At 38.1% G+C, this 13,290-nt stretch carries 12 protein-coding genes; all 12 read left to right on the plus strand.

Annotation, left to right across the window (positions count from 1 at the left end):
- Positions 1 to 152 precede the first annotated feature (152 nt).
- Entirely contained in the window at positions 153 to 548 is a 396-nt protein-coding gene (gene tssD, locus IM793_RS15160) for a type VI secretion system tube protein TssD (protein WP_121284523.1), read from the plus strand.
- Between the two features lie 112 nt (positions 549 to 660).
- On the plus strand, positions 661 to 1,056 hold the full coding sequence (gene tssD / locus IM793_RS15165; protein ID WP_121284522.1) for a type VI secretion system tube protein TssD: 396 nt from the start codon (positions 661 to 663) through the stop codon (positions 1,054 to 1,056).
- Between the two features lie 84 nt (positions 1,057 to 1,140).
- The gene (locus IM793_RS15170; RefSeq protein WP_193422746.1) at positions 1,141 to 1,860 is read left to right on the plus strand and encodes a hypothetical protein; all 720 of its coding nucleotides are present in this window, start codon (positions 1,141 to 1,143) and stop codon (positions 1,858 to 1,860) included.
- A gap of 1 nt (position 1,861) precedes the next feature.
- Positions 1,862 to 2,707, plus strand: a complete 846-nt coding sequence (locus IM793_RS15175; protein WP_193422748.1) for a hypothetical protein — start codon at positions 1,862 to 1,864, stop codon at positions 2,705 to 2,707.
- Positions 2,708 to 2,730: 23 nt separating this feature from the next.
- Entirely contained in the window at positions 2,731 to 4,548 is a 1,818-nt protein-coding gene (locus IM793_RS15180) for a type VI secretion system Vgr family protein (RefSeq protein ID WP_193422750.1), read from the plus strand.
- Positions 4,549 to 4,566: 18 nt separating this feature from the next.
- Positions 4,567 to 5,847: a hypothetical protein gene (locus IM793_RS15185; RefSeq protein ID WP_193422752.1), complete on the plus strand. Its 1,281-nt coding sequence runs from the start codon at positions 4,567 to 4,569 to the stop codon at positions 5,845 to 5,847.
- Between the two features lie 38 nt (positions 5,848 to 5,885).
- The gene (locus IM793_RS15190; protein WP_193422755.1) at positions 5,886 to 10,445 is read left to right on the plus strand and encodes an RHS repeat-associated core domain-containing protein; all 4,560 of its coding nucleotides are present in this window, start codon (positions 5,886 to 5,888) and stop codon (positions 10,443 to 10,445) included.
- 2 nt (positions 10,446 to 10,447) lie between these two features.
- The gene (locus IM793_RS15195) at positions 10,448 to 10,870 is read left to right on the plus strand and encodes a hypothetical protein (RefSeq protein ID WP_193422757.1); all 423 of its coding nucleotides are present in this window, start codon (positions 10,448 to 10,450) and stop codon (positions 10,868 to 10,870) included.
- Between the two features lie 262 nt (positions 10,871 to 11,132).
- Positions 11,133 to 11,744 (plus strand): Imm25 family immunity protein, encoded by a 612-nt coding sequence (locus IM793_RS15200; RefSeq protein WP_227256267.1) that lies wholly within the window; start codon positions 11,133 to 11,135, stop codon positions 11,742 to 11,744.
- Between the two features lie 113 nt (positions 11,745 to 11,857).
- The gene (locus IM793_RS15205) at positions 11,858 to 12,064 is read left to right on the plus strand and encodes a hypothetical protein (RefSeq protein WP_193422761.1); all 207 of its coding nucleotides are present in this window, start codon (positions 11,858 to 11,860) and stop codon (positions 12,062 to 12,064) included.
- A 19-nt stretch (positions 12,065 to 12,083) separates the two neighbouring features.
- Complete coding sequence (locus IM793_RS15210) at positions 12,084 to 12,437, plus strand: cyclopropane-fatty-acyl-phospholipid synthase (protein ID WP_193422763.1); 354 nt, start codon at positions 12,084 to 12,086, stop codon at positions 12,435 to 12,437.
- A 103-nt stretch (positions 12,438 to 12,540) separates the two neighbouring features.
- Entirely contained in the window at positions 12,541 to 13,062 is a 522-nt protein-coding gene (locus IM793_RS15215) for an SMI1/KNR4 family protein (RefSeq protein ID WP_193422765.1), read from the plus strand.
- The last annotated feature ends 228 nt before the right edge of the window (positions 13,063 to 13,290 follow it).

Genomic DNA, 13,290 nt, shown 5'->3' on the forward strand with positions numbered 1-13,290 from the left:
TCCTATAGCGTAAGCCAAGATTTTAATTTTATCGACTCTGTTACTCATTATATATGAGTGAGATACGCAATAATTGGCTTAATATTTGGTTTATACTTAATGTAGCGGAGGCTACGAAAAATCCAATTATTTAACCTTTAAATTTTAAAACTATGGCTTTCAAAGCTAGATTAAACTTTTCAGGCAAGGAGTACGATGTACTTCATTGTGCCTATGCGTTAAACCGTGATGTAGATGCTAAAGGAAGACCCTCTTCCGGAGTTTACGGCGGTACCATCGATATTGAGATCGAATCAACCGAAGACACCTCAATAATCGAGGCGATGGTAAACAACCAGTACAAACCTATTACAGGAACCCTTCTGATCAAAAAATCCGAGGAAGATGCCAAAATGAAAGAAGTTAACTTCGAGGATGGTTACATTGTTAAATATTCCGAAGGAATAAACATTGTTGGCGATCACGCGATGACGCTCAAGTTCCAGATTTCTGCCCGCAAGCTTAAATTAGGAAGCGCCGAGCACGTTAACGATTGGCCAAAAGCTTAGTTAGGTTTAAGGCCTAAGGTTTAGGGTTTAAGGCATTTAGACGCCAACCCCCATGCGCTTAGCGCCAAACTCCTCGCAATTAATTTATCTTTCACATTAAAACTTTACTACAATGGCATTTAAAACCCGTTTAAACTTAGGATCAAAAGAATTTGATGTACTACAGTGCAGCTTTTCATTAAATAGAGATGTTGACGCCAAAGGCCGTCCATCGTCAGGTGTTTATGGTGGTACCATCCACATCGAAATCGAATCAACTGAAGATACTTCAGTGATCGAATCAATGGTTAACAATCAGTACAAGCCACAGGCTGGTAGTATTATCTTCAAAAAAGGCGAAGAAGATGCAAAAATGAAGGAACTTACTTTTGAAGATGCCTATATCATTCAATATAGCGAGGGTATTGCAGTAAATGACAATACACCGATGACTTTAAATTTTGTAGTATCTGCCCGTAAACTAAAACTGGGCAATGCAGAACACGAAAACGACTGGCCAAAAGCTTAATCTGATATAAATCGTTATTAGTTTCCGCTAAGCTGGCACTAATAACGATTTTTTTGTTTTGTGGCATGATAAAAAGAGCTACCTATGGCTACCGATTTAGAATACATAAACCTGTTCAATTCCTGTACAATTTCTCCGTTAAAAACTGCAGAGATCAACCGGATTATTGATGATAAAATCTTAAATCATAAATCAAGATATCAGGCGGTAAGAAATAAACTGCTTAATTTAACCGAATATACTTATCGAAATGCCTGCTTTCTAACCGAACCGGAAGATAGCTTTCTTGAAAAGAATCCAAAAATTGCAAATAGCTTTTTTAACAGGTCATTTTCAGATACGGGTCTTTTCTCTGAAACAACTGGTATACCATGGTATTTTATTGCCTGCGTACATTATAGGGAAAGCAACTCCGATTTTACCAAACACCTGCATAATGGCGATCCATTAAGTGGTTTTACCAGGCAGCACCCTGCAAACCGGCCAAAAATTAGTCATGGTCCACCATTTACCTTTGAGGAAAGTGCTGTTGATGCTTTAAAATTACGCGGTTTGGATAAGGAAACAGTTTGGTCGTTGCCGAAGGTTTTGCTTCGTTTAGAGCAATATAATGGTATAGCGAAAGCTTATCAAAATAATAAAATTAATTCGCCATATCTGTGGGGTGGCTCTAACCTTTATACTAAAGGAGGTTTCCCAAGGGATCATGTTTTTAGCCTCAATTATGTAAATAAACAAATCGGAACAGCTGTTATTTTAAAGGCTATGGAAAATAGGGGATTAATCAATATACCAAGGCAATAATATGAAAATAGCTGGCATTTTATTTTTTTCTTCAATATTCCTGTTTTTTTCATGTGGTGCAAAACATGAAGATAAAAGGCAAAGTACAGCATATAATGCCGATTCTGTAATACAGGATAATAAAAGCATAAAGAATACCGAAACAGATTCGCTTGAAAAATTGGCGGCTAAAATGGTTGCTTCAAGAGAGAGTTACCTCAATGATGGCGATACCAAAGCTGAAGAAATTTTTATCAAAGCATTCATTAGCGCGCTCGAGAAGCCAAATGCTTTTGAAAATGATTTTGCTTCGTTAAAAGCGTACGAAATTAACGTATTAATTGCCGACGATAAAAATCTTAAAGTGTTTTACTGGCTTTCACCTTATTCGGGCTCTATGTGGCACGTACAGAACATTGTTCAGTATAAAAACGAAAATAACGTACTTACCGCAATCTCATTTAACAACCTTTATAAAGACAAAGACGATGAAGGGAGCCCAACTCCATTTTTTGAACATATATACAGCTTAGATACCGCTCCTCAAAAAACATATCTCTTTATGGGCTATGGCCAAATGAGTGGAACTGAACCCTATAGTGTAAGCCATACATTAGTAATTAATCATTCAGAATTTAGCATTGAAAAGCCATTGTTCAAACTTGGGAAGGTAGTTAAAACACAATTGTTTGCCTCTGCCGATCTTAAAGAAGGTGAGGATAAAGAAAAACTTACGGCCCAATTGGCCATGAAATATAACCCTAAAGATAAAATCATCAGCTATCCCGAGGTTAACGAAACAAAAAACGGAGCTGTTTTTAATGGAAAAAGAAACGTTTTAACCTTTCGCGATGGAATGTTCAGGTAGTCATAAACTATTATTGAGTTGATATGGAAAAGAAATTAATCACCGAAATAAATATAGAAGATAAGGCAATTACCCATTTTGCCTCCTTCAGCTTAAAGCAGGCCTTTAATGTTCATCATTATTTTGAGCTGCGGTTTAACCATGATCAGATGGGATTGCCTGGAATGATCAGCTTAAATGATAGTCGCGATTTTGTAGGAAAAACCCTTACCGCTTCCTTCGGTTATGATGCGGGCAATTTACAAGAGTTTGTCGGTTTGGTAACTAAGGTAGAACTGGCACAAAGCCATGGTTATCATGGTGTGTTAATCGTGAGTGGGTATAGTCCAACCATTTTGATCGATCGGGGGGCAGATTTAGGCTCTTATCTTGATAAAGATTTAAATAGCATTGTAAATCTTGCCACTTCAGATGTGCCTTCGAATGATATTAAAATCGTAGCCAACGCAGCCAGAAAAGAACCTATTGACTACCTGATTCAATATCGCGAAAGTGATTTTGATTTCCTGAACAGACTTTCGGGCGAATACCACGAATGGTTTTATTATGATGGTAAACAACTGAATTTCGGTAAGCCTGACGATCAGAAAGAAGTTGCCCTTGTTTATGGCCGCGACGTGCAAAACCTGCAGTATGCCATGGAAATTGCGCCGATTAAAAACAAACGTTTTGCCTATAATCCCAAACAGGATGAAATGTTGCAGAGCGAAAGTAGTGGCGCAAGTGATGGATCACCAGACCTGGCGCATGCCATACAGGTATCAAACACCATGTACAGCAAAACATTTAATCAACCTGCACTTATCCGTGTGGATAATAGCAATGATATTAAAAGCCATGTGCAAAACGAAGAAAAAGCACACATCAGCAACCTTTTAAAGGTAAATGCCAGTGGCGATAATGCTGCTTTGGGTATTGGCAGTATTGCCGAAATTACCATGAGTATCAGAAAGGAACTTTCATTTTCTACGGAGAGTCTGGGAAAATTCCTGATCACTACTATTAATCACGATATTGATGGTACTGGAAAATATTACAATACTTTCGAAGGCGTGGTAGCCACAACAGAACGGCTTTCGGTGAAAAACTACACTAAACCAAACCCTGATATGCAATTGGCAGATGTGGTTGATAATGCCGATCCGCAAGGCCAGGGCCGTATTAAAGTGAAATTTAAATGGGAATGCAAAACCAATGATGTAACGGAGTGGCTACGGGTAATTACACCAGATGCCGGAAGTAGCGATAAAGTGAGTAAAAACAGGGGCTTTGTATTTATTCCGGAGATTGGCGACCAGGTAGCGCTAACCTTTGAAGAAGGAAACATTGCACGGCCGATTGTTTTGGGTTCTGTATTTCATGGCAAAAGTGGAAGTGGTGGCAGTTCCAGCAACAACAGCAAAAGTTTAACTTCTAAAAGCGGGCATACCCTGACCATGGATGATGGGGCAGGTATGGTTATGAAAGATAAAGACAGTAATTTTATCGAACTCGACGGAGCGGGTAAAGCCGTTTTCGAAACCAAAGAATCGATTCTGATCAAATGTGGCGAAAGCAGCATTTTTATGGATAAAACCGGTAAGATTATCATCAAAGGAAAAGATATTTTAACCCTTGGCGAGAACATCGGAAACTCTGCCAAAACCAGTATTGGCATTGGCGTGGGGCCAGAAGATGGTACACCAACCTCTGGCATTGGTATAGAAGCCCAAACTTTAGATATAGGTACGAAAACACTTTCAATGAGTGGAGAAAACGAGGCTAACCTGGCTTCCAAGAAGATTAATGTAGGGGGTGAAAGCGAAACGAATATCCGCAGTGGAACGATCAATCTAAACTAATTTTGACATTAAAGCTCAATGAATCCGGTACAACTCGAATTATTTAAAATAGATAAACAATGGCAACAAGTAGTAAGGAAGCATCCATCAGAAACGCTTTTTCTTTGCCTGGGTGAGCGGCATGAGGTAAATTTATTTGAGGCCTACTTTAAATATCAGTTAACAGAAGAAAGCAGGACCGATGACATGTTTCTGCTCCATTACCAGGAATTTCAAAGCGTAAATGATTACGGTAAAAGTTTGGTTAAAGAGTGGAAAGAGATCTTTGATTTATGGCAGAAAGATAATGGTAAAGGGATCGTTTGGGATGTAGATTCAGGTGAAAACGAAGCGTATAAAACCGACGCTTATGTGCCTGTTGTTGCTCTGGAACGGCTCTGTAACATTTATCCTGATTTAAAGTTGAAAAAAATATATGTTCAGCTGGCGCCTACAAGCATTAATGATGTTTCCGGGCTTTCTGAATGGATTAACGAATGGTGCAATTGTATTAAAACGGCAAATAACCAAAATATTAAGCTGGTTTATACGGAACATCATACACACCGTACTTTAAAAAAATTAAAACAGGGAACCGAATTCAGGATCAATATTGATGTGAACCAGTTGATGCAAAATGCTGCGGCGCATACCAACCGCGAAAAGAACGATCCCGAATCCGATTACCAGCAACAGATATTAACCGCCAGTAATTATTTAAGCAAAGGCAAACATGAACAGGCAAATGCCGTTTTGGAGCGGGCAATCGTAATTGCACAAAAACAGGGATTACATGAAGCGGTGGTTGCAGCAAGGATCATGCTGGCGCAAAGCTTAGCTGTAAAAAGCAAGAAAGCAGAAGCACGGCAACAATACGAATTGGCCCTGGCGCGCGCCGGAGAAAGCTCGCTGTTAAGCGCGCATGTCCACATGAGCTATGGTAGTTTCCTTTTGGCACACTCGGGTAAGGAGGAAGCCAAAAGGTATTTTGAAAAGGCGATTAAAATCGCTGAGTTAATTGAGAACAATTTTATCGCAATGGAATGTACCCGGTTGCTGGGCCAGCTTTCTGAAAGTAAAATAACTGGCTCTTCAAAAGCAATGGGCTATTATTTGAAGTGTTTAGAAATTGCAAAGAAAATGCCGATAGAAAAGCGGCGACAAAGTTCGATGGCTTATACCGCATCGATCATATTAAAAAAATATGGCGAAGAGAGTCCCGAAGGTAAAAAATTAGATCTGGAGATGCAGCAGGATTACGGAGAGGATTGGAAATCAATGGCAGAAGTGCCAAAGAACCATGCCAATCCATTATCCTAAAGATGATCGGTGATGACATCACCCTAAAAAAAATGCAGATGAAAAAGATTAAAGCGAGTAAACCGAATATGTCTACCGATAGGTCATTAAGCCTATCTGCAAGCTTAACCAAAGCCGAACCAAAAGCAGTGGGTGGCGGCGGTGGTGCTGTTGCCCCGGGCAGCAATCCGCCTGCAGCAAAAAGCCCCTTAAAGCTTTTAAAAGCTAAAAAGCCAGCTATGACCAATACTGCGGTACAGCATGTAAGTAAGCATTTCGATGTGGTACTGGCTATCGATTTCCATTGGACAACCATTCCCATTCCACCATCATTTGGCTTTATTCCACTGCCATTACCACACCCATTTATTGGTATGGTGTTCGATCCGATGGATTACCTCCGTTTTAATATTCCCGTACCAAAATTTGCACAGGGTTTAATTGGTATGCCCAGTATCCCAATGGGTGGTTCAATTTTTGTACATGGCAGGCATAAAGCCACTACAACCACCAGTGTGATGGGTGTTTTGCTTCCATTCAGGCATATTACCTCTATACCCGTTTATTTTATTGTAAACATTCCTGGTTCACCGCATGAAGGCGAAGTATATTGGGGTTCCACTACCGTTTTAGGTCAGGGTTCAGAAATGAGTGGTTCTAACCCAGGCCAGGTTCTTACCTGCTGGTGTCCGCCAATGGGTTTAAAACCGCTCCCAACCGTACCAGATAAATTAAAGAAAAATCCATTGGCTTATTTCGCTTTTTATAGCGATTTACTAAGCATGTACGTGCAAATTAATACTGGTAAACCGGTGTTGGTTGGTGGTACATTTGCACCGCATAATTATACACTAAAAGAATATTTAATGCGCTTCGCAGCCATTGGTATTATGAGGGGGCTAACCAAATTGGGAGGGGCGTTAGCAAAAGGTGCGCTTAAGGGTGTAAACAAGCTTTTAAAAAACATGCTAGGAGAAAATCCCTTATCAAATAAGCTTTGTCATTGGGGGTTCGAACCTGTTAATTTCGTTACAGGAGCTATGTTTTTTGAATGGACGGATTTCGAACTGCCTGGTGGCCATACATTGGCCTGGAACAATGTATGGCGTAGTGATAAACCTTATAAGGGCATGTTGGGCAACCAGGTATATAACAATTATGATCTTTACATTTACCCTGATCCGGAAGCCGGCATTGCAGGGTTTAGCCACCCAACTGAAAATATGGTGATGCCTTTGCCTTATATTGAGCCATATTCAGGCAAACAATACGATCGTGCACAAAAGGTCTGGATGGAAAGGCCAGATGAAAATACTTGGATACTTACCATCGATCAGGATATTTATACTTATACTCTTTTTAGCGGGGGGCCAGATGGCGATATCTACCGTATAAACCATATCGAATATACCAATGGCAGTCAGCTTACCTTTTATTATCAAAAACAACTTTTAACCCGGATTGTCGAAAACTCTGGTCGTGTGCTCGAAATGAAGCATAATGAATCGGGTACGGCAATTAACGCAGTTTATTATCACTATAAAAATACCAGCGACTTGTTGGTGAGTTACGATTACGATCAGCGTGGCAACATGATCAAAGTTTACGATCAGGCGGGCAAAGCCATCAGTTTTGAGTATGATGACCATAATCGGGTAGTTAAAAGAATCAACCGAAACGGAATGGCTTATTTCTGGACTTATGACGCAGAGGGCCGCGTAATCCACACTGAGGGCAGAGATGGTTTTATGAGCGGATCGATAAGCTATTTCCCGGAGGAAGAATATAACGAAGTGTACTACCGGGATGGTAAAATAGAACGTTATTATTATGATGAAAACGATCTGGTTTACAAAAAGGTGGATGCCATGGGCGGCGAAACCTGGTATGAGCACGATCGCTATAACGAAGAAAAAATGGTTTCGAGCCCTGAGGGCAGGGTAATCGGCTATGAATATGATGAACGCGGGAATATTATTACCTATCATACCGCAGATGGCGAAAAATATCAATATGCCTACGATGAAAACAATAACCTCATTTTGCGCAGTGATCCGGCTGGTTCAAATGAAACCTGGTTATATAATGAGCAGAACCAACTGCTTAAACATGTTCAAAAAGACAATAGGGTAGTCGATTTTTATTATACCGATGGACAGAAATTACCGGTATTTTGTCGTGATAATGATGGCTATGAAGTTCATTGGACATATAACAGTTTAAATCAACTGACCGAATCGGTTTCGAGTGAAGGCAATATCCGCCGCTGGACTTACGATGATTATGGGCGTTTGATCCGTTTTAGTCCGGATGGTGATCAAACCACAATTTGGGAACGCGATGATATGGGCCGTGTGGTTTTGGTAAAAGATTTTGGGGAAGAAGCCCTGCGCTTCGAATACGATGCCTACGATCTTCCGGTTTACGCTACAGATGGGCGTGAAGAATGGTACATGACCTATACCCCAATGGGTAGCTTAAAAACACAAAAAAGAAGCAGTCAATCCTCCAGTCAGAACATCCAGACCCTTCATTTTACCTATGATCAATGGGAAAATTTAAAGGCCATTACCAACGAAAAAGGTGAAGAATATCTTTTTTTAAGGGATGCCAATGATGATGTGGTGAAAGAAATTGGCTTTGATGGGCAGGAGCAACAATACATCCGCAACCAGGATGGGCAGGTCATTAAAACCATACAGGCCGATGGTAAGACCATTTACCACAATTACGATCTGAGCGGCCGGTTGGTGTATAGCAGCTATGAAGATGGTACCTACGAAGCTTTTCAATACAATAAGCTCGGTTTGCTCATTGCTGCAGAGAACGAACTTTCTTCAGTTAATTTCAAGCGGAACCCATTGGGTATGGTTACCCAGGAAATACAGGATGGCTATCAGATCAATTATCAATATGATGTCTTTGGCAGCCTAACCAGTTTAAAAAGTTCATTAGGTGCAGCTATTCAATATGATTATGACGAAATAGGTTATCTGAATGGTATTGCCGCGAAAAGTAGCGGGTCAGCAGAATGGACTGCAACCATTGGCCGTAACAAAAACGGACAGGAAACCAGCCGCAGTTTAAGCGGTGGGGTTAAGGCAACATTCGATTACGACCACGAAGGTCATCCAATCAGTCAGAAGGTAGAAGCCAGCCGTTCCATTACCGCGTTTAAACAATATGCCTGGGGGCCGAATGATAAACTGAATAGCTGCTTAAATAGCATTACGGGTGGCAGCATCAATTACAGGTACGATACTTTTGGCAGTCTGTCTTCGGCAAGTTATAGCGATGATGGCAAAGTGATCTATAAAAATCCTGATGAAACCGGGAACTTATATAAAACTGCTGATCGCAGTGATAGGCGTTACGATAAAGGTGGTAAACTGCTTAAAGATGACCAATGGTATTACCGTTATGATGCCAAAGGCAACTTGGTACAAAAAAGTAAACGTAACATTATCGGCTTGGCAAAAGAAGAAATTGCCGAAACAGAAGATAATGGCTTATTTGGCAAAAAATTAAACTGGGGAATGGCCGATCCTGATATCCCTAAAGCGGAAACGCTGGATATCTTAGCAGATGCGGAACCCGATTTACCAGAATGGAAAGAGGGCGACTGGGCTTTTGCCTGGGCGGCCAACGGGATGATGAAAGCCGTTAAAAATCCACATGGCGAGATCATCAGTTTCGAATACGATGCCTTGGGCAGAAGGAAAGCCAAAATTGTTAAAAATACGGTGTATCGCTATGTGTGGGATGGTAATTTACTGCTCCACGAATGGAATTACCCTTTAAGCGAACGGCCTAACCTGGTGGTTGATGAAGATGGATTGCTCAGCTACGATAAAATGGAGTCACTGGGCAACGATTTAATTACCTGGGTGTACGATCAGAATAAATTTACCCCAAGTGCCAAAATCGTTAATGGCCAGTATTATTCTATTATTAGTGATTATTTGGGCACTCCAGTACAAGCTTATGATGATGCCGGTAAAAAAGTGTGGGATTGCGAACTTGATATTTATGGAAAAATCCGTAAACTCAGCGGTGATCGGGAATTTATGCCATTTAGGTACCAGGGACAATATGAAGATGTAGAAACGGGGCTGTATTATAATAGGTTTAGATATTATGATCCGGAAAGTGGGAATTATATGAGTAAAGATCCGATTGGATTGGAGGGAGGTTTATCTCATTATTCTTATGTAATTGATGTAAATTTGTGGTTAGATGTATTTGGCTTAGTACAGGGAGGATCATATTACAAAGTAAGATCATCAAATATTGGTGGCGAGGTTCATCATGCGCCTGCAAATTCAATATCCCCTTTGAGTCATGGTAAGGGGCCCGCCGTGTGGATGGAAAAAGCAGACCATAAGCTAACAGGAAGTCATGGAAGTAGGGGTTTGTCCGGTAAAATGTATAGATTAAGGCAATCTCAATTTATAAATAAAGGCAAATGGAATAAGGCATTAGAAATGGACATTGTTGATATTAAAACCCAATTTGGAAATAAATACAATGCTGGTTTAATCGAAATGATTGATTACTCCCATAAAAAAGGTCTGATCACTAAAAGCCAAGCAAAAACATTAAAAATTAAGTGTAAATAATTATGGATATTTTAAATCAAGAATTCAATATTGTTCCATATCAGTCGGTGGGTCCAATTAAATTCGGAATGTCAAGAAAAGAAATAGAAACGCTATTCGGAAAGCCTCAAAAAGAGATAAAGGATCTGCTGGAAAGATCCGAACTTATCTATGGGGATCTATCCATTAAGTTAGCAAAAAAAACAGGAGTAAATGAAGTGTCATTCAATAAAGATCCATCCATTAATCTTATATATAATGATTTAAACATCTTCCAAACTGAAGATATTATTGAGAAACTTAAACAGGTTGAAAAGCCATTTAACTCGGTCGGTTTCAAAGTTTTTTTTGAAATTGGTTTAGCATTAACAGGTTTTAGTAAAAAGAAAGATGATAAAACAGCATCTATATTTGCGAAGGAATTGATCGCTTTATGGAAAATATAAGTCTTTAATGCCATAAAGAAAAATGGATTTGGAATCCGTTGAATTAAGTGGTTTAAAGGTTTGGAATACTTTTAAACAGACCAGCTAAAGCCTTGTGTTAGTGAAATAAGGTTTGATGTTATAGAAAATACGTAAACTTAGAGGTGATAGAAACTTTGTGCCATTTAGGTATCAAGGCAGTATGCGGTTGTAGAAGAATCACATTGATAAAGATATATAATGGAATTACAAGAACTCATGGAAAAACTTATAAATGATAAATATGAAATCAGGATTTCATGATGTAGTGAACGATTTCGAAATTTTAATAAAAGAATATGAATTCAAGTTACCAAAGAAGCTTTGGTATGACAATATTGTTGTTCTTTCAAAACATATTGAAAGTATTTTTTATTGTTTTATCATCGCGAGAGTTAATAAGTTAGACGGTTCTTTACAAACCGATCTCTGGGTCGGCCCTTTAAATAGGCCAGATGATGGACTTGAAAATCTTTCCGCAAACATAAAAGTTAAAATCGGATATACACAGGTTTTAGAAGAGGATTTTTTCAAAAATTGTGAAAGTAAAATCATTAATTTAATATCTGGTCAGAGACTGACTTACTTAGTTAATAGTTCGAAAAAAGAATTAGAAAAACCTTCCTTTAATAATTATAGGTATACTGTTTTTACAGCGTTTATTTTGCCATTTTGCAAAATCGTTATTTCAGCTGCAAAAGAAGAAAAAAAACTAAATAGTAAGAAAGAGGTGGGTTTGATAATCGAAAAAATATTTCCAGAATTAACTGGAGAGATGAGTGATTTTTTTAACAAACTTGGTGTAAAAGGAACAAAAGAAAAAATTTGGGAACTTTGTTATATATATTCTCTATAATGATTGAAAGATAAAATCGCGGAATTCTTAGGGTTAACTAAAAGATTATCTAAGAGGTTAATTACTACTATACTGAAAACAGAGAAAAGGTTGATGAAATAACAATAATCCATATGGAAGATTATAATATTGCTGAAAAAATGATATTGAAGGTAGATGCGTTAGATGTAAATTCAACTACGAATTTGATGTTGGAAGTGATATCTGATCAATATTTAAAAATTCAAGATACCTTATTTGAAATAGAATCTACAACCAATTATGATATTGAATATCTTTTGAAGGCTCTTGATGTTTTGTCAGAGTATGTGGAAGAATGATTTACATCTTTTAAACCTAATGGATAAAAATAGAATTATTAATCGAATTGGTTGGGTAACGCAAATGAAGTCTGCCCCTCCTTTAACAAAAGAGTACATAGAAAGACAGTACCGCTTTTTCGAAAATCAGGTATGGTTTTTACAGGAAAATGGTTTTACAACTAGAATGATTTTGAAAAAAGGTGAAAAGGCAAACGATGATTCAGAAATAAAGGTTGGTGATCTGACTGAAGAAGGATTAAAATTTTATCTTTTTGGTATAAGAGCATGGATAGCCAAATACGATAAAGCCAAAGATAGAGACAAAGCAATTAATGATTTTGCTTTCATCGAAAAAAAATTAGCTGAATTTAAAGCTAAAGAGGGTGCATAATTAAGATGACATAGCTGTTTCGAAATCAAGATGCTTAATGATTGAGATATTGTGATAAGATAGCATAACAGATATAATCAGATAATCACTAAATTAAGTGGCAATGATGTTCGAAAAAAGGAATTCAGTCCTAATTTTTGAAGAATTTCAGGGTAGGGAAAATAAAATCAAGGATCTGATTAAAGTGCCAGTATCAGATCCTCTATATTTAAAATTTTTATCGGAATACAAAGGCCTTGAAATCACACCAGACATAGAAATATTTAGCTATGAAGATGCTTTAAATGAAAATAAATATATTGAGAAAAATTATCCAGAACTATATGATAAGATTTGGATAATTGGGCGAAGTGGTCAGGGAGACGAATGGTTTATTAATATAGAAAAATCAACAATTTTGTTTTACGATCACAATAATGGTGAATATAATTCTATTGATGAATTTCTTGATTTCCATGTTAATTTTCTCGTATTTCTTCAGGCCGCTTTTTTATATAGTGAGCTTGAAGAACAATTGGATAATCATGAGGACAATTTGCCAATAGAAATCCAGGAGTTATTTGTTAATAGTTTGGAAAAGATTAGCAGTGATTTCTATTTGAAATATCCCTATAAATACTTTTAAATCGAAGTACTTACCATTATAACGAATTTACCCCTACCGCCAAAATCATTAATGGCCAGTAATACTCCATTATTAGCGATTATTCTTATGGTACATTTAAGTAAAGCATTGTTGATCATCTTTTCTCAATAAATTTTTGCCTTTTATCTACATTGATGCGCCAATTAATTTGAATGATGATGTTGAAAAGTTATTGAGGGCTGTGTTGGTTTAAATTATTAATATGAT

Source organism: Pedobacter sp. MR2016-19, from assembly GCF_014947265.1.
In the GTDB taxonomy this organism is placed as follows: Bacteria; Bacteroidota; Bacteroidia; order Sphingobacteriales; family Sphingobacteriaceae; genus Pedobacter.